Here is a 19,369-nt window from a genome sequence, read left to right on the forward strand (position 1 = left end):
TTTAAGGATGCATATGCATCTTTAAAAGTCTTTTTTCATCATATATTGCCTGAACTTCTATTTGAGTCAATCTGTCTCATTGAACAGAGAATTCAGTTTCCTGAGGTATGTGATGATATACACTAATGAATTTTATGAAAACCTCATTAAAGAGATCAACCGTTCAGGTCTTAAACAAAGTATAAAGGAAGATAAAATCCGTTATGTTAGGACCATCCAAGCATTAGATAAAGAAGGACCTCAAAAACATGCGGCATATATAAAAGAGACTCGATATGATAAAGGAAAGCAAACTTTATATTTTACTACTGAAATTTACAATACCTCTGAAACCCCTCGCGCAGAAGCAATAAAAAAGAAACAAGAATCGGTTCCCATGCATATTGAGTATTGGGCACCTAAAAAAGTATTAAATACCGATGACCTTATGACGCAGTTTTTCACCTTAGAACAATATTTAGAAAAAGAAATTAGGGATTTTGGTGAAGCATGGCAGTTGGCTATCGACCGTGGTAAAAAAGTGGATTTTATTAAATCAGAAATGAGTGGTGGCTGTTATGAAGTTTGTTCAAGAGCCATTAAGCAATGGAGAATTCAACTTGAAGATGTCAAACCAGGTGTATTTGATGATGTCAGCGACGAAGTCAGAGCAATATGTGCAATGATAGATCACTATCGCACCACTTATGTCAGTGAATTGGGTGGGATGGGTGGACAATTATCGACCTTGCCAGATAATCTTGCAACTTATGAACCTTTTGTTGAGTGGTTAATGTCTCAACAATTTACGGTTAATGGTAAAGGTCCTCAAGAGCTGAAACCAGCAATATTGGAAACAATGAAAAAAACATTGATGTGGGATAGTATCCATGATGTTAAACCCCCATCATCAGGCAGCGATGAATTGGAAAATACACCCCTCCCCGAAAAAGAGCTAACAGAAAGAGAAGTGGCTGATCTGAAATTACGGGATTTAATGAAAAATTACGCTCTCAAGTATCAACAGACATTACAACAAGCTTATGAAGCCAATATTAAATTCAGAAGAATGCCTCCTTTAGCAGCCTTAGAGCGAGCAGTTGTACGAATTGAAGAGGATATTCGTATCGCTTCTGAAGAAGAGGCCGCGCTTGGCGCTAAGCAAGAAGAAGAAGAAATCTTTTGGGCAGCAAAGGGCTCAAAGGTCTTAGATGCTACCGCTGATCCAACTCTTTTTAAAGTACCGGTTATGGATCAAGTGGCAGATAAAACAGGATTTGGGCAGGAATCTTGTGGTTATCATGCGACTAAAAATGCATTGGCAATGATTTATTGTTTAGCGAATCAAGAGCAACCCTCGGCTTGGGTGAACGATCTGGGATATTTCAATAATGTATTTAGTAAATTACGAACCTATATTTCCTCAGATGCTGATTCTAGAGATGTTAATATTGCGCAAGTGAAAGCCTTTATTAAAGATTTGCAAGCGAATAAATATCATGATCCCGTGATTGACAAAGTTAAAGAGACACTGCATTCCAAAACAGGTCTGCCGGTTGTGAGTATTGCAGGGTTAGCAATAGAAGGGAACGATCGTTATAGTTATGCCAGTAGTGGTTCAGATAATTTAGAAGATGCTGCCAATTTATATTACATTGCAACCCATCCTAATGAAGAGTTACAGCATACTTTTATAGTAGGTAATTCAAATGAAGAGGGGCACTGGGTAACCTTGACACTCAATCAAGATGGTAATGGAGAGCGGGTTTGGATAGGTGCCAACTCTGATGCTAATCAAGATGCTGATTTGCTGGTCATTAAGCAAGGATTAACCAGTTTAATGGAAAATCCAGCAGTCTATGCCAAGAAAACCTATCAGGATGCCGTGGGTGATAGTCTTCATAATCGTGCAAATTATATCAATAAGCATAATTTATCGGTTACGACTGAAAATGAAGCTGTGTTAATGAAAATACAGCAAGAAATGTTACAGGATATTAAAAATGCTATTCAATTTATGGATAGGTGTGGTTGGCTTCATGCTGATAATCGTAAAGATCATTTAAAGGAAATTGAAGATTTGCAATATTTAGTGACATTTTACAGTTACCAGAATATGGGACTGAAAGAGTGGCAAGGATTACAAAAGCAAATAGAACCGTTACTTCAACAGGTTAAACAAGGACTGACTGCTCATAAAGAAGAAGCAAAGCGAGACGAAGTAGAGCGAGCTGACAAAGAACGATTGGAAGCAATACATCAGCGTCAAGAGAAAGAAAGAAAAATGCTCGCGATTAAAGTCAAAAAAGATGCCGAGCATATTAAGAAAGAGATTAAAGCCAATCTGAAAGAATTAAAATCAGTAACTGGAAAATATAAGCAAGCTCCTGATAATCGAGCCCATGAAGCGAAATATAGTGAATTGGTCGAAAACATCAACAGATTACATTCACAGTTAGAGCAACAATTTTTAGTGCTTCTGTCAGCAGGAGCCCATGAACAGCCCTCACAAGATAAGCAAGTTAAAGCGAATATTGCTGCAGCACAGGAAATAAAGGAAGAGCTTCATTTAAGTAAACTTGAACAAACGGTCACTCATAGTTTAGCCAATGCTAAAAATGATATTTCATCAACGAAAGAAAATTATCAAGCGCAACTTGCGCAAGAAGCAGAGCGTCAAAGACAAGCAACAGAACAGCGAAAACAGGAAGAAGAACAAAGGCTAAAAGCTGAACAAGCAAGACTTGCACAAGAAAAAATACGTCTTGAGCAAGAAAAACTGAAAGCCCAAAAGGAACAACAAGAGCAGGTTAGATTAGAACAGCTACGCCAAGCACAGGAACAAGAGAAAGCTCGCCAAGCACAAGAGCAAGCACGTCGTGAGCAAGAAAAAGCCATGGAAGCGGCTGCTAAAAAAGCAGAAGAGGCTAAACGAGAAGCAGAAGCTAGAAAAGAAGCAGAAGCTAGAAAAGAAGCAGAGGCTAAACGAGAAGCGCAGGCTAAACGAGAAGCAGAAGCTAAACGAGAAGCGCAGGCTAAACGAGAAGCAGAAGCTAAACGAGAAGCAGAAGCGAAACGAGAAGCAGAAGCGAAACGAGAAGCGCAGGCGAAACGAGAAGCGCAAGCGAAACGAGAAGCAGAAGCTAAACGAGAAGCAGAAGCGAAACGAGAAGCAGAAGCGAAACGAGAAGCAGAAGCTAGACGAGAAGCAGAACAAAGGGCTGAAGCTGAACGTGCTGCTGAAGCTGAGCGCGCTGAATTACGACGTTTGCAGCAAGAACAAGAACGATTAAAAGCAGAGCAAGAACGCTTGCAAAATGAACAACCGCATATTGCAAATATAACGCCACCTGAAGATCGGGGTGCATTAGAAGCAGAACGTAAAGCGCAAGAAGCAGAGCGTCTTGAACAAGAAAGAGCCAGAATTGCGCAATTACGAGCCTTAGAAGCGGAACGTCTTCGCAACGAAAATGAAGCCAAGCAAAAACAAGAGCATGAAAACAAGCCTAAACCGCCGAAAACACAACCAGATGGCAAACCGCAAACTGCTTTTTTTGAGCTAAAAGATGCAGGTCAGAAAAAAATCGATAGATATCTTCAAGAATTTGGCCAAGGAAAATCGGCTATTGATCGAACGCTAAAAAATCGCTATCAAGGTAAGCGTACAGAAAAGAAATTAAAAGGATTATTTCAGCGTTTTAATATTGCTCATGGTCGTGTATTTACTAACAAGCGAGATGGCCAAATTAGCGATTTAGCCACTATTATGGCAAAATTACAAAATGATCGTGATTTGAATCAACATGAAAAAGGGATTATTTTGCAAGGTGCTTTACAATCAGTGATCGATAATATTCAAAGCACAGAACAAAGCAATAAGTTTAAATCGCGTCTATTAGTCATTTGTCAAGAAATGAAAGGAGCTGTTAAAGGAGCAGGCGTACAGACGCTGGATGCTGAGAGAACCAAAACATACTATCAAAGCTATAAGAGCGGCGGGGTTGAAGAATTTAGAAGAGCTGCTAATGAGCCAATCAAACCTCAACAGACAAGCAATCTTCAACGTAAATCTCATTAATTGTCTGCCATAAAGGGAGAATTGCGATAATTCTCCCTTAAGCATAGATAAAATTTCTTTTACAAACCCTTGTTTTTGCAGACAATAGGCAGCTATTATCACGCTCATTCTACTATTTAACTGCTCGACTTAATAATTATTATGCAAGTCGCTTACGATGTTTTACGTCTGTTAATAGACGGTAAATTTCATTCTGGTACTTCACTGGCTAATGAGCTCAAAGTGAGCCGCTCTAGCATTTGGAAAGGCATCCATTTTTTGCGTCAGCTTGAAGTCAATATTCAAGCAGTTTCCGGTCGTGGTTATCGATGGTGTCAACCGTTTGAATTATTAAACCAACAAGCTATTCAAGCAGGTTTATCATTAGCGGCAAAACAGGCTTACAACCGAATTGATGTGGTTAATGTACTTTCTTCGACCAATGATTATTTAATTCAGCGTCTTCCTCATGGACTTCCTAATGGCACCGTGTGTGTCGCAGAAGCGCAGACGGCAGGGCGAGGGCGAATGGGGAAAACCTGGCGCTCACCCTTTGGTGCTAATGTCTATCTTTCATTTTATTGGCGTTTTCCTAACCGTTTACATGAATTATCGGGTTTGAGTCTTGTACTTGGCTTGGCCATTATTGAGGCATTAAAAGCAATAGCGCCATTACCCGAAGGCATCGGTATTAAATGGCCTAATGATGTTTGGTATCACCAAGCTAAATTGTGTGGCATTTTGATAGAAAGCTGTAATCAACAAACACAGCAGCAAAGTGCTTCTACCGATGTGGTGGTTGGTATTGGTATGAACCTCAATATGCCTGAACAAATGAAATTAGAGTCCACCTGGACAGATTTGAAACAAGTACTGGGATATATTCCTGGACGAAATGATTTAATTGCGGCGCTCTTAAATTCGATCACTGAATATATCGCATTGTTTCAATTGTATGGTTTTGCTCATTTTACATCGAAGTGGCGCGAATATGATTTGCTATTAGAGCAATCAGTACAACTTTCCACAGCGTATGCGCAGCAGTGCGGTATCGCGCAGGGCGTGAATGAACGAGGTGAGTTGCTTGTCAAAATAGGTGAGAGTCTCAAAGCAATACGCTACGGTGACGTCAGTGTGAAACCCAATAAACACTAACTTTTCTGTATCAAGGCTATCGTTTTGCGAATATCACCTGGTAAGCAAAGAAGAAAGCATTGCGTCGTAGCGCTGACCTCAGTAGAATGGCGAAGCTAACTCTATAGCGGGACGAGAATTGGATAGTTCGTTAGCTGGCGTAGCTCAGTTGGTAGAGCAGCTGATTTGTAATCAGCAGGCCACGGGTTCGATTCCTGTCGCCAGCACCAAGAGTTAGGTGCGATTTAAAAGAATTTTGCATTAAGTTTAGTGGGTAAAGCCTACTTCCTTGTTTTAATTGTTGACAAGGACTTGACGCTTAAGGAAAATACGTCGTTCGTATTTTGGGAGGGGTTCCCGAGCGGTCAAAGGGATCAGACTGTAAATCTGACGGCTTCGCCTTCGAAGGTTCGAATCCTTCCCCCTCCACCAAAAATAAGTGCCAAACGCTGAGATCCTGCGCAAGCGGAATATCGCGGGTGTAGTTAAATGGTAGAACCTCAGCCTTCCAAGCTGATGACGTGGGTTCGATTCCCATCACCCGCTCCAAGAGCTGGCGGCTGGCGACTAAAGCCCACATAGCTCAGTGGTAGAGCACTTCCTTGGTAAGGAAGAGGTCACCGGTTCAATCCCGGTTGTGGGCTCCAGGACCAAAGGAACAATTTCGGATTTTTTACTATAGATATCGCTGATTTGATTGTAAGCGTAATTTCAGGGGGCAAACCAAATGGCTGAGTTTCAACGTAACAAGCCGCATATGAATGTCGGAACCATCGGTCACGTTGACCATGGTAAAACATCATTGACCGCGGCAATCACTAAAGTGCTTGCATCGAAAGGTCAAGCAGAGTTCATCGACTATGCAAACATCGATAAAGCCCCTGAAGAGCGTGAGCGTGGTATTACCATCTCTACCTCTCACGTGGAATACGAATCAGATACCCGTCACTATGCACACGTAGACTGCCCAGGCCACGCCGATTATGTAAAAAACATGATCACCGGTGCGGCACAAATGGACGGCGCGATTCTTGTTGTATCTGCAGCAGACGGTCCTATGCCACAAACCCGCGAGCACATCTTGTTAGCTCGTCAGGTAGGCGTTCCTTACATCATCGTTTTCTTGAACAAAGCAGACATGGTTGATGATGCGGAATTAATCGAATTAGTTGAAATGGAAGTAAGAGATCTGCTCAGCAGCTATGGCTTCCCTGGCGATGAAATTCCTATCGTTATTGGTTCTGCATTGAAAGCATTAGAAGGCGATACCAGTGATATTGGTGAGCCTGCTGTTCTGAAGCTTGTTGCAGCAATGGATGAATACTTCCCAATTCCAGAACGTGTTATCGACAAACCTTTCTTATTACCAGTAGAAGACGTGTTCTCTATTTCTGGTCGTGGTACTGTTGTAACCGGTCGTATCGAACGCGGTATTATTGAAGTAGGTAAAGAAGTTGAAATCGTTGGTATTAAAGATACTGTTAAAACAACGGTTACCGGTGTTGAAATGTTCCGCAAACTTCTGAAAGAAGGTCGTGCGGGCGAAAACGTTGGTGTCTTATTACGTGGTACCAAACGTGAAGATATTGAACGTGGTCAAGTATTGGCAGCTCCTGGCTCCATTACCCCACACAAAAAATTCGAAGCCGAAATTTACGTATTATCCAAAGAAGAAGGTGGTCGTCATACCCCATTTATTACGGGTTACAAACCACAGTTCTACTTCAGAACAACTGACGTAACCGGTTCTATTGACCTTCCAGAAGGGATAGAGATGGTAATGCCAGGTGATAACGTGAAGATCATTGGTACATTGATCAACCCAATTGCAATGGAAGAAGGTCTGAAGTTTGCAATTCGTGAAGGTGGTCGTACCGTAGGCGCTGGTGTTGTTTCCAAAGTTCTTGAGTAATAACCCAGATGTTTTAAAGAACAACTCATGCTTAGCGCGAGTTGTTCTTTCTTTATTAGGCCAGTAGCTCAATTGGCAGAGCGACGGTCTCCAAAACCGTAGGTTGGGGGTTCGATTCCCTCCTGGCCTGCCAAATAAAGGGTAGTAGAGTACCATTAATGAACCAACAATCAGCATCGCTAGGTGGTATCATGAACTCCTTCAAGTGGACCATCGTGCTATCTTTGATAGCGTTAGGTATCCTCGGCAATTATCACTTTGCTGATCAATCTTTGATGTTGCGAGTGGCGGGTTTATGTATTACTGCTGTACTTGCTCTATTTATTGCGCTCCAAACTGAAAAAGGTAAACGCTTTTGGCGTTTTGCTTTAGACGCGCGAAATGAATTAAGAAAAGTTGTTTGGCCAAGTCGCCAAGAAACCGTACAGACAACTGTGATGGTACTTGGTGTTGTGGCAATTATTGGGCTTATTTTGTGGGGAGTCGATATTATCCTTCTCAGAGCAATAGCCTGGCTGACCGGTTACGGAGCGTCTTAATGATGGAAGCCGAACAAAACGTATTGCGCTGGTACGTCGTACAAGCATTAGTAGGTTATGAAAATCAAGTCGTTAAAAATCTAAGAGAAACGATTCGACTGCACAGTCTTGAAAAGAAATTTGGCGAAATTCTTGTACCTACCGAAGAAGTCGTTGAAATCCGCAGTGGTCAAAAGCGTAAAAGCGAACGCAAATTTTTCCCAGGTTATGTTTTAGTTCAAATGGAACTTGATGATGAGACGTGGCATTTAGTGCGACGCACACCTCGAGTTCTTGGTTTCATTGGTGGAACCAGTGACAGACCTGCACCTATTTCTGATAAAGAAGCACAAAAAATTATTGAACGGGTTAAAGAAGGGGCAGAGAAGCCCAAACCCAAGACCTTGTTTGAACCAGGCGAAGTGGTTCGGGTTATCAGTGGTCCATTTGCTGACTTTAACGGTGTCGTAGAAGAAGTCAATTATGAGAAAAGCCGTTTACGTGTAGCGGTTTTAATTTTCGGTCGCTCAACACCGGTTGAATTAGAATTCGGCCAAGTTGAGAAAACCTAATTACGCTTAGCGTAATTAAGCTACGCCGAAGCATTTATGCGTAGGCGGGCAGTCTAAAGTAACTAAACGACTTAATCACGTCATAGCGTGATTTGTGTAAACAATCGGGGAGCTAATAGCTCGAAAGAGTAAAAAGGCGCTAAAACCCACAACGAGGTATAAAATGGCTAAGAAAATTACAGCTTATATTAAGCTGCAAGTAAAAGCCGGGGAAGCAAATCCAAGCCCCCCAGTTGGTCCTGCATTAGGTCAACACGGCGTAAACATCATGGAATTTTGTAAAGCATTCAATGCACAAACTTCCACAACATACGAAAAAGGCTTACCTTTACCGGTTATTATCACCGTATACAGTGATAGAAGCTTTACCTTTATTATCAAAACCCCACCAGCGTCCTATTTGGTATTAAAAGCAGCTGGCGTGAAAAGTGGTAGCGGCAAACCCAATACTGAAAAAGTGGGCAAAGTAAAACGTGCTCAGTTAATGGAAATTGCCACCACCAAGATGCCTGATTTGACAGCAGCAGATATGGAAGCAGCGATTCGCACGATTGCAGGTACTGCACGTAGCATGGGCATTGAGGTAGAGGGTTAATCGTCATGGCAAAACTATCAAAAAGAATGTCAGCGATTGCTGAAAAAGTAACAGCGAATAAAGTCTATGCATTAGACGATGCCTTAACCATTTTGAAGCAACTTTCAAGCGTTAAGTTCGTTGAAAGTATGGACGTTGCCGTTATGCTTGGTATTGACCCTAAGAAGTCTGATCAAGTTGTGCGCGGCGCAACCTTGTTACCAAATGGTACAGGTCGTGATATGCGTGTTGCAGTATTTGCACAAGGTGCAAATGCGCAAGCTGCTAAAGATGCGGGCGCAGAATTTGTTGGCTTTGAAGATCTTGCTGATCAAATCAAACAAATGGCTGATACCGGTAAATGGGAATTCGATGTTCTGATTGCAACCCCTGATGCAATGCGTCTTGTTGGTCAATTAGGCCGAGTATTGGGTCCTCGTGGTTTAATGCCAAATCCTAAAGTTGGTACCGTAACAACCGACGTTGCTAAAGCAGTTAAAAATGCGAAAGCAGGCCAGGTTTCTTTCCGTAGTGATAAAGGCGGCATCGTTCATTGCACTATCGGTAAAGTCAATTTTGAAGTAAAAGCACTTCGCGAAAACCTAGAGAAATTAGTGATGGATTTGCGCAGAGCAAAACCCAGCACCTCAAAAGGCGTTTATATGCGAAGAATTACCTTGACCACAACGATGGGGCCAGGCCTTATCATTGACCAAGGTTCGTTAAGTATCTAAAGAAATAATGGGCAGGTTAAAACCTGCCTAAATCCCTCAAGCCAGTTTGGTATTAGGGGTGTGTTAAGTCACGAGAGTGAACCGAGACAACATCAATAAAACTAAATCGGGATGAGGGGCTGTAGCAGTTTCTCCGCTCTCCTTTAGGGCGAGTGCAGTTACAGTGAACGTCAAAGACCGCAGATGCCAAAAGCTTAATGATGCTCTGTAAAGAGTAAATCTGCGTAGGCGGGAGCAGTAATGTAACCGCAGTTAATAACCTTAGAAGGAGAGACAAAGTGGCGCTCAATCTTGAAGATAAAAAAGCGATTGTCGCCGAAGTCTCGAACGTAGCTAACGAAGCGATCTCACTTGTTGTGGCGGAATATCGTGGCTTAAGCGTGCCAGCGATGACCTCACTACGAAAGCAGGCGCGTGATAATGGCATTTACTTGCGGGTGATTCGTAACACCTTAGCGCGTAAAGCATTAACAGGCACTAATTTCGAATGCATGAGTGACGCTTTGGTAGGTCCGCTTGTATTTGGATTTGCTAAGAACGAACCAGGTGCAGCAGCGAAATTGTTTAAAGAGTTTGCAAAGACCAATGATTTGTTCCAAGTAAAAGCTTTATCCGTTGCTGGACAATATTACGATGCAAGCAAGTTAGATGCTGTTGCTTCATTGCCAACACGTCTAGAAGCGTTGAGCCAATTGGCTGCAACGTTACTTGCGCCTGCAACCAAGCTGGTACGTACAATTGCAGAGCCACACAGTGGTTTAGTCCGAGCTTTGGATGATTATCGACGCAAAAAAGAAGGCGAGTAACGAATCTGTTACGAACGCTTGATTGAATTATAGATACCCGGAGAAATACTATGTCAGACAAAATTCAAAAGATTTTCGATTCCATCGTTGAACTTTCCATTATGGAAGTTGTTGATCTTGTTAAAAAGATGGAAGACGAATTAGGCGTTTCAGCACAAGCTGCTGTCGCTGTTGCTGCACCTGTTGCTGGTGGCGCTGCTGCTGCTGCTGAAGAAAAGACTGAATTTGATGTTATCTTGAAAGCATTTGGTGACAAGAAAGTAGACGTTATTAAAGCGGTTCGTGCTATCACCAACTTAGGCTTGAAAGAAGCAAAAGCTTTGGTTGAAAGCGCTCCTGCACCTGTTAAAGAAGCTGTTTCAAAAGCTGATGCAGATAAGTTCAAGAAAGAACTTGAAGAATCTGGCGCAACGGTTGAAATTAAATAAGACTTTTGCTCTTGATTATTTGTTTAGGCTGAAGAGGAACTTCGTTCCTCTTCAGTTTTCGTCGTTTTTAGGTGATTATTAGCTGAGGACTCCCAATGGCATTATCCTATACCGAGAAAAAGCGACCCCGTGCTGATTTTGGCAAACGCCTGAATACTTTGGAGATCCCGCCACTTCTTGATATACAGCTTACTTCGTATAAGCAAAACTTTTTGCAAGAAGATGTTCCGGTTGAACAACGCAAAGATATCGGCTTGCAGGCAGCGTTTAATTCTGTTTTTCCGATTACCAGTTTTTCTGGAAATGCACAGCTGGAGTTTGTTTGCTATCGCTTGGGAACCCCCACATTTGACGTGAAAGAATGCCAACAACGTGGCTTAACCTACGCTACGCCATTGCGGGTATTGGTTCGATTAGTATTATTTGATAAAGAAGCTTCTGGCGATACCAAAAAAGTAAAAGATATTAGAGAACAAGAAGTTTACATGGGCGAAATCCCGCTCATGACTCCTAACGGTACTTTTGTGATCAATGGCACTGAACGTGTTATCGTTTCTCAGTTACATCGATCCCCTGGTGTGTTTTTTGATCATGATAAAGGAAAAACCCACTCATCCGGCAAATTGCTGTATTCAGCGCGTATTATTCCTTATCGTGGTTCATGGTTAGATATCGAATTCGATCCTAAAGATTGCATTTTTGTACGAATCGATCGTCGTCGCAAAATTCCTGCCACCATCTTGTTGCGTGGTTTAGGTTACAGTGCGCAAGAAATTTTAGAAATATTCTTTGAAACGAATGAATATCAAATTGAAAAAGGTGATTTCATTCTGAATTTAGTCCCTGCACGTTTACGTGGCGAAACCGCTATGTTTGATATACGTGACAAAAAGGGCAATGTGATTGTCGAAGAAGGCCGCCGTATTACCGCGCGTCATATCCGACAAATGGAAGAAGGTGACGTCAAACAATTACGTACACCTCGTGAATATCTTTATGGCAAAGCACTTGCTAAAGATATTATCGATACAGAAACAGGTGAGATTATTGCTGCAGCAAATGCTGAAATCACACCTGAATTGTTAGAAGCTTTTATTAAAGCAAGCATCTCTTCATTCTCAATACTTTACACGAATGATTTGGATCATGGTCCGTACATTTCTGATACATTGCGTATCGACCCAACGAAATCTCAATTAGAAGCTTTAGTTGAAATTTATCGTATGATGCGCCCAGGCGAACCTCCTACCAAAGAAGCGGCGGAAACCTTATTCGAAAATCTATTCTTTGCAGCTGATCGCTACGATCTTTCTGCGGTTGGTCGAATGAAATTTAACCGACGTGTTGGCCGTAAAGAGATCATTGGTGAAGGCGTTTTATCCAAAGACGATATTATTGCTGTTATCCGAACACTCATTGATATCCGTGATGGACGAGGCGAAGTGGATGATATCGATCATCTTGGTAATCGTCGTGTTCGTAGCGTCGGTGAAATGGCAGAAAATCAATTCCGCGTTGGTCTTGTGCGAGTTGAGCGCGCAGTTAAAGAGCGTTTAAGCGTCGCTGAATCAGATGGTTTAATGCCCCAAGATTTAATTAATGCAAAACCTGTTTCTGCCGCAATTAAAGAATTTTTTGGTTCATCGCAATTGTCGCAATTTATGGATCAAAATAACCCACTATCAGAAGTGACGCACAAACGTCGGGTATCTGCATTAGGACCGGGTGGTTTGACTCGTGAACGAGCGGGCTTTGAAGTTCGTGACGTTCACCCAACACATTATGGTCGTGTATGCCCAATTGAAACGCCTGAAGGTCCAAACATTGGTTTGATCAACTCTTTGGCGGTATATGCTCGAACCAACGAATATGGTTTCTTAGAAAGCCCATATCGTAAAGTCGTTGATGGCAGAGTAACGGATGAAGTTGAATTCTTGTCAGCAATTGAAGAAGGCGATTACGTCATTGCGCAGGCAAATGCGACAACGAACGAAAAGCGTGAATTGCTTGATGATTTAGTACCTTGCCGTCATAAAAACGAATTCACTTTCACAACAAAAGAACGCGTACAGTTTATGGACGTTTCGCCTAAACAAATCGTGTCAGTAGCGGCTTCCTTAATTCCGTTCCTTGAACATGACGATGCGAACCGCGCCTTGATGGGCTCGAACATGCAACGTCAAGCAGTACCTACCCTAAAAGCTGAAAAGCCTTTAGTGGGTACAGGGATGGAACGTACCGTTGCAACCGATTCTGGAGTTACCGTTGTTGCTAAACGTGGCGGGATTGTGGATTCTGTTGATGCAGGCCGTGTGGTTATTCGTGTAAACGATGACGAAACACTGGAAGATGAAGCGGGCGTTGATATCTACAATTTAACGAAATATACCCGTTCAAACCAAAATACCTGTATTAATCAAGAGCCTTTGATTAACCAAGGTGACAGAGTCTCTGCTGGTGACGTATTGGCAGATGGTCCTTCTACTGATATGGGTGAATTAGCACTGGGGCAAAACTTGCTCGTGGCATTCATGCCATGGAATGGTTACAACTTTGAGGATTCCATTCTCATCAGTGAACGTGTTGTGCAAGAAGATAGATTCACAACCATTCATATCGAAGAATTAACTTGTGTAGCTCGCGATACCAAATTAGGACCAGAAGAAATCACTTCCGATATTCCGAATGTGGGCGAAAGCGCACTTTCTAAACTGGATGAGTCCGGTATTGTTTACATCGGTGCAGAAGTAGAAGCGGGTGATATTCTGGTAGGTAAAGTGACACCTAAAGGTGAAACACAGCTTACCCCTGAAGAAAAACTCTTAAGAGCTATCTTCGGTGAAAAAGCTTCTGACGTAAAAGATACTTCTTTGCGTGTTCCTACCGGTATGAACGGTACGGTTATTGATGTTCAAGTCTTTACACGTGATGGCGTCGAAAAAGATGCGCGTGCGTTACAAATTGAAAAAACAGAATTTGAGCGCATCAAGAAAGACTTGGAAGATGAATTCCGTATTCGTGAAGGTGATATTTATCAACGCGTTGAAAAAATGTTGATTGGTAAAGTTGCCGAAGGTGGTCCTGCAGGCTTAAAAGCGGGTGACAGCATCACACAAGAGTACCTTGCAAAATTAGCGCATGAAAAATGGTTTGAAATTCGCTTAAAAGACGATAAAGCAAACCAAAAGTTGGAAGCGGCTAATGAGCGTATTAAAGCTTTACGTGAAGATTATGAACAACGTCGCGATGAAAAACGCACGAAGTTACAACAAGGTGATGATTTAGCACCTGGTGTGTTAAAAATTGCCAAAGTGTACTTGGCGGTTAAACGTCGCATTCAGCCTGGCGATAAAATGGCGGGTCGACATGGTAACAAAGGTGTGATTTCAACCATTGTTCCTGTTGAAGATATGCCTTATCTAGAAGATGGTACGCCAGTTGATATCGTATTGAATCCATTAGGTGTTCCTTCTCGTATGAACGTCGGTCAGGTCCTAGAAACCCACTTAGGTTGGGCAGCCAAAGGCCTTGGGCTCAAGATCGGTAAGATGTTAGATGAAAAACGCGCATTAAATGATGTTAGAACTTTCTTGCAGTCAGTTTATAGCATGGGTGGTCAAAAAATTGATTTCCAACAATTTACTGATGAAGAACTAACAGAAATGAGCGGGAATCTGCGTCATGGTATTCCGATGGCGACACCCGTATTTGATGGTGCGAGTGAAGGTGAAATTAAGTCATTGTTGAAGATGGCGGATTTACCAGAAAGTGGCCAAACAACGTTATACGATGGCCGTACCGGTGAAGCCTTTGATCGTCCTGTGACGGTTGGTTACATGTACATGCTCAAGTTAAACCATTTGGTTGATGACAAGATGCATGCTCGTTCAACCGGTTCTTACAGCTTAGTAACCCAACAGCCACTAGGTGGTAAAGCACAATTTGGTGGTCAGCGTTTCGGTGAGATGGAAGTGTGGGCCTTAGAAGCATATGGCGCAGCTTACACCTTGCAAGAAATGTTAACGGTTAAATCCGATGACGTGGCAGGTCGTACCAAGATGTATAAAAACATTGTTGATGGCGATCATCGTATGGAACCTGGTATGCCGGAATCTTTCAACGTATTGGTGAAAGAAATCCGTTCCTTGGGTATCAATATGGAACTCGAACACGAAAATTGATTCTGTATCCGTAATACCTAAGCTTTCTCGAATCCGCTCTATGCGGGTTCGAGAAAACGAATAGCGTTAAAGAATTTGCATCCATTGATATGGAGAGAGAACCTTGAGAGATTTACTTTCTATCATACGCCAACAAACGAAAGGTCACGATTTTGATAGGGTCGCGGTTGGCCTTGCTCCACCGGAATTGATCCTCTCTTGGTCTTATGGTGAGGTGAAAAAGCCTGAAACCATTAACTACCGTACCTTCAAACCAGAAAGAGATGGTTTGTTTTGTGCCAAAATATTTGGTCCCGTTAAAGACTATGAATGCTTATGTGGCAAATATAAGCGCCTCAAGCATCGTGGTGTTATTTGTGAAAAATGCGGTGTGGAAGTCACCTTGGCAAAAGTACGTCGTGAACGTATGGGCCACGTTGAACTTGCAAGCCCTGTCGCGCATATCTGGTTTTTAAAATCTTTGCCATCTCGTATTGGCTTGCTGCTGGATATGACACTGCGTGATATTGAACGCATTCTCTATTTTGAAGCGTATGTCGTCATTGATCCAGGCATGACCCCTCTAGAAAAAGGTCAATTGCTCTCTGAAGAAGCCTATCTGGATTCTATTGAACAATATGGTGATGAGTTTGATGCGCGCATGGGTGCAGAAGCAGTAAAAGAACTGCTAAAGCGCATTGATTTGAAAACCGAAGCTGAAACCATTCGTGAAGAAATTCCAACCACCAATTCCGAAACGAAATCCAAGAAATTGGCTAAACGTCTTAAATTGGTTGAAGCGTTCTTGGATTCCGGCAATAAGCCTGAATGGATGATTATGACGGTATTACCCGTCTTGCCACCCGATTTGCGGCCTTTAGTACCGTTAGATGGTGGACGTTTTGCAACATCTGATTTGAACGATCTCTATCGTCGAGTCATTAACCGTAATAATCGCTTGAAACGTCTGTTAGATCTCAATGCTCCCGATATTATTGTGCGCAACGAGAAGCGTATGCTCCAAGAAGCGGTTGATGCGTTATTGGATAACGGTCGTCGTGGTCGAGCCATTACTGGTTCTAATAAACGTCCTTTAAAATCCTTAGCGGATATGATTAAAGGTAAACAAGGTCGATTCCGTCAAAACCTTTTAGGTAAACGTGTTGACTACTCAGGCCGTTCGGTAATCGTTGTGGGTCCTACCTTACGATTACATCAATGCGGCTTGCCGAAAAAAATGGCTTTAGAATTATTTAAACCATTTATTTTTAGCAAACTTGAATTAAGAGGCTTGGCAACAACCATTAAAGCTGCCAAGAAAATGGTAGAACGAGAAGGTCCAGAAGTTTGGGATATCTTAGAAGAAGTGATTCGAGAGCATCCTGTTCTGTTAAACCGCGCACCTACCTTGCACCGTTTGGGTATTCAAGCATTTGAACCCGTGTTAATTGAAGGTAAAGCAATTCAATTACACCCGTTAGTGTGTGCTGCATATAACGCGGACTTTGACGGTGACCAAATGGCCGTGCACGTGCCATTAACCATTGAAGCACAATTAGAAGCACGTGCTTTAATGATGTCGACGAATAACGTACTGTCACCTGCGAATGGTGAGCCTATCATTGTTCCTTCTCAGGACGTGGTATTAGGGCTTTACTATGTGACCCGCGAAAAAGTGAATGCCAAAGGCGAAGGAATGGTCTTTAGTGACGTTGCTGAAGTTCATCGCGCTTATTCTGCTAAAGCCGTTGATTTGCATGCAAAAATTCGTGTTCGTGTGGATGTTGAGAACACTGGCGAAAGTGCAAACAATAAGAAGCTTGTTGAATCCACCGTCGGGCGTGCATTGCTATCGGAACTATTACCTATTGGAATGCCATTTGCATTAGTGAATCAAACCCTAACGAAGAAAGCCATTTCTCGTTTAGTTAACCAGTGCTACCGTCAAGTTGGCTTAAAAGACACGGTTATTTTTGCCGATCAGCTTATGTATTTTGGTTTCCGTTATGCCACGATTTCAGGCTGTTCTATCGGTATTAACGATTTAGTGATTCCAAAAGCGAAAAGCGGCATCGTTGATCGCGCTGAAGAAGAAGTAAAAGAAATTGAGTCACAATATAGCTCCGGCTTAGTGACCCATGGTGAGCGTTACAATAAAGTTATCGATATTTGGTCACGCGCTAACGATCAAGTTGCGAAAGCGATGATGGACGAAATCTCTACTGAGAACGTTGAAGACGCAAAAGGTGTTGAAGTTGCGCAAGAATCATTCAACTCTGTCTACATGATGGCTGATTCAGGCGCTCGTGGTAGCCCTGCTCAGATCCGTCAGTTGGCTGGTATGCGTGGTTTGATGGCAAAACCAGACGGCTCGATCATTGAGACCCCAATTACGGCGAATTTCCGTGAAGGGTTGAACGTATTGCAGTACTTTATTTCGACCCACGGTGCTCGTAAAGGTTTGGCCGATACGGCGCTTAAAACCGCTAACTCTGGTTACTTAACCCGACGTTTAGTTGACGTCGCACAAGATGTGGTGATCACCGAGCATGATTGTGGTGCTACTGATGGTCTGGTGATGATGCCACACATTGAGGGTGGTGACGTGGTTGAGCCATTACGCGAACGTGTATTGGGTCGTACCGTTATCTCTCCTGTACTCAAGCCAGGTACCAATGACATTCTGGTTCCATCAGGCACGGTATTAGATGAAAAATGGGTTGAAACACTTGAGCAAAATACCGTTGATAAGGTACTCGTTCGTTCGCCTATTACCTGTGAATCTCGTCATGGTGTTTGCGCAATGTGCTATGGCCGTGACTTAGCTCGAGGCCATTTAGTCAATAGCGGTGAAGCTGTTGGGGTTATCGCAGCGCAGTCAATTGGTGAGCCGGGTACACAGTTAACCATGCGTACCTTCCACATCGGGGGTGCAGCGTCCAGAGCCACCGCTGAAAATAGCGTGTTAGTGAAATCGAATGGTACAGTCAAGTTACATAACTTGAAGATTATTAAAAATGATAGTGGTAACTATGTGACGGTTTCTCGTTCTGGTGAACTGTCTGTCATGGACGAACACGGTCGTGATCGTGAACGTTATAAATTGCCTTATGGTGCGGTATTAACCATTGCCGATGGTGATAAAGTACAAAGTGGTCAAACCGTTGCTAACTGGGACCCGCATACCCATCCGATCATTACTGAAGTTGCCGGTTTCATTAACTTTGTCGACATGGTTGATGGCGTAACAATGCATCGTCAAACCGATGAATTGACTGGTCTATCTAGCATTGTGATTTCTGACGCAAAACAATACCGTTCGAGCTCGGGTAAAGAATTGCGTCCGATGTTGAAATTAGTGGATGAAAATGGAGAAGATCTTTGCTTGGCAGGAACCAGTTTGCCAGCACATTACTTCTTGTCTGCTAACGCAATTGCCAATGTTGAAGACGGACAACAAATTAAAGTGGGTGACGTTTTAGCGAGAATTCCACAAGAAACCTCTAAAACCCGCGACATTACCGGTGGTTTGCCCCGAGTGGCCGACCTCTTTGAAGCACGTAAACCTAAAGAGCCTGCTATCTTGGCAGAGATCTCAGGTATTGTGAGCTTTGGTAAAGAAACAAAAGGTAAACGAAGACTGGTCATTACCTCACAAGAAGGTGGTGAATCACACGAAGAACTTATTCCTAAATGGCGTCATGTTGGCGTGTTTGAAGGGGAATACGTTGAGCGTGGGGAAGTCATCGCAGATGGCCCTAATAACCCGCATGATATCCTGCGCTTATTAGGCGTGGGGGCGCTTGCGAACTACATCGTTAATGAAGTGCAAGATGTTTATCGCTTACAAGGTGTAAATATTAACGATAAGCACATCGAAACGATTGTTCGTCAAATGCTGCGCAAAGTGGTGATTAGCGATCCAGGCGATACACGCTTCTTAAAAGGTGAGCAAGCTGAGGTTTACCGTGTTAACGATGTAAACAAAGAGATGATTGCCAAGGGCAAGATGGTTGCTCGTATAGAGCCCATGTTGTTAGGTATCACCAAAGCGTCGTTAGCAACAGAATCGTTCATTTCTGCGGCATCTTTCCAAGAAACGACCCGCGTTTTAACAGAGGCTGCGGTCAGTGGTAAAAAAGATGAGTTGCGCGGACTGAAAGAAAACGTTATTGTTGGCCGACTAATTCCCGCAGGTACTGGGTTAGCTAGCCACCTGCAGCGTCGTAAAGAGCAACAAGCACTTGCTCGTGGTGCACTGGGGCAAAAGAGCACAGTGACAGCAAGTGATGTAGAACACGCACTAAGTGAGATGCTAAATTCATCTACATCTTAGTCGAATGACTAAAGGGCTGATTAAGTATCAGCCCTCATAAAAAAATGGGCCCCATACAATTTAAGGGGTGGCCCTAAAGGATAAAGGACATCGCTCTACAAGGGGCTTGCCCGGCATAGCTTACAAAGTAAGCGAAGACGGGTTGACAGAATGTCTTAA

11 protein-coding genes and 5 tRNA genes are annotated in these 19,369 nt (G+C 42.9%); all 16 read left to right on the forward strand.

The window, feature by feature from the left end; all coding sequences use genetic code 11:
- Positions 1–112 precede the first annotated feature (112 nt).
- The 16 genes from HT99x_RS02300 (at position 113) to rpoC (ending at position 19,210) form a co-directional block, all read left to right on the forward strand.
- A complete protein-coding gene (locus tag HT99x_RS02300; RefSeq protein ID WP_259565223.1) occupies positions 113–4,057 on the forward strand; it encodes a hypothetical protein in 3,945 nt (1,314 codons plus the stop codon).
- A 141-nt stretch (positions 4,058–4,198) separates the two neighbouring features.
- Positions 4,199–5,191, forward strand: coding sequence for a bifunctional biotin--[acetyl-CoA-carboxylase] ligase/biotin operon repressor BirA (gene birA / locus HT99x_RS02305; RefSeq protein WP_075067683.1), 993 nt, complete (start codon positions 4,199–4,201; stop codon positions 5,189–5,191).
- 133 nt (positions 5,192–5,324) lie between these two features.
- Positions 5,325–5,400, forward strand: a tRNA-Thr gene (locus tag HT99x_RS02310).
- Positions 5,401–5,517: 117 nt separating this feature from the next.
- Positions 5,518–5,602 (forward strand) — tRNA-Tyr (locus HT99x_RS02315).
- A gap of 43 nt (positions 5,603–5,645) precedes the next feature.
- Positions 5,646–5,719, forward strand: a tRNA-Gly gene (locus tag HT99x_RS02320).
- Between the two features lie 23 nt (positions 5,720–5,742).
- A tRNA-Thr gene (locus tag HT99x_RS02325) sits at positions 5,743–5,817 on the forward strand.
- A gap of 80 nt (positions 5,818–5,897) precedes the next feature.
- On the forward strand, positions 5,898–7,082 hold the full coding sequence (tuf, locus tag HT99x_RS02330) for an elongation factor Tu (protein ID WP_075067682.1): 1,185 nt from the start codon (positions 5,898–5,900) through the stop codon (positions 7,080–7,082).
- Positions 7,083–7,139: 57 nt separating this feature from the next.
- Positions 7,140–7,215, forward strand: a tRNA-Trp gene (locus HT99x_RS02335).
- 25 nt (positions 7,216–7,240) lie between these two features.
- Positions 7,241–7,621, forward strand: coding sequence for a preprotein translocase subunit SecE (gene secE, locus HT99x_RS02340; RefSeq protein ID WP_075067681.1), 381 nt, complete (start codon positions 7,241–7,243; stop codon positions 7,619–7,621).
- Complete coding sequence (gene nusG, locus HT99x_RS02345) at positions 7,621–8,172, forward strand: transcription termination/antitermination protein NusG (RefSeq protein ID WP_075067680.1); 552 nt, start codon at positions 7,621–7,623, stop codon at positions 8,170–8,172. Before secE ends, nusG begins: the two co-directional genes overlap by 1 nt.
- A 163-nt stretch (positions 8,173–8,335) precedes the next feature.
- Positions 8,336–8,767, forward strand: a complete 432-nt coding sequence (gene rplK, locus HT99x_RS02350) for a 50S ribosomal protein L11 (protein ID WP_075067679.1) — start codon at positions 8,336–8,338, stop codon at positions 8,765–8,767.
- 5 nt (positions 8,768–8,772) lie between these two features.
- The gene (gene rplA, locus HT99x_RS02355) at positions 8,773–9,480 is read left to right on the forward strand and encodes a 50S ribosomal protein L1 (RefSeq protein ID WP_075067678.1); all 708 of its coding nucleotides are present in this window, start codon (positions 8,773–8,775) and stop codon (positions 9,478–9,480) included.
- 278 nt (positions 9,481–9,758) lie between these two features.
- Positions 9,759–10,286, forward strand: a complete 528-nt coding sequence (gene rplJ, locus HT99x_RS02360; RefSeq protein WP_075067677.1) for a 50S ribosomal protein L10 — start codon at positions 9,759–9,761, stop codon at positions 10,284–10,286.
- A 50-nt stretch (positions 10,287–10,336) separates the two neighbouring features.
- Positions 10,337–10,714: a 50S ribosomal protein L7/L12 gene (rplL, locus tag HT99x_RS02365; protein WP_075067676.1), complete on the forward strand. Its 378-nt coding sequence runs from the start codon at positions 10,337–10,339 to the stop codon at positions 10,712–10,714.
- Between the two features lie 95 nt (positions 10,715–10,809).
- A complete protein-coding gene (gene rpoB / locus HT99x_RS02370; protein WP_075067675.1) occupies positions 10,810–14,895 on the forward strand; it encodes a DNA-directed RNA polymerase subunit beta in 4,086 nt (1,361 codons plus the stop codon).
- 103 nt (positions 14,896–14,998) lie between these two features.
- On the forward strand, positions 14,999–19,210 hold the full coding sequence (rpoC, locus tag HT99x_RS02375) for a DNA-directed RNA polymerase subunit beta' (protein ID WP_075067674.1): 4,212 nt from the start codon (positions 14,999–15,001) through the stop codon (positions 19,208–19,210).
- The last annotated feature ends 159 nt before the right edge of the window (positions 19,211–19,369 follow it).

The sequence above is a fragment of the Candidatus Berkiella aquae genome (genome assembly GCF_001431295.2).
Lineage (GTDB): Bacteria > Pseudomonadota > Gammaproteobacteria > Berkiellales > Berkiellaceae > Berkiella > Berkiella aquae.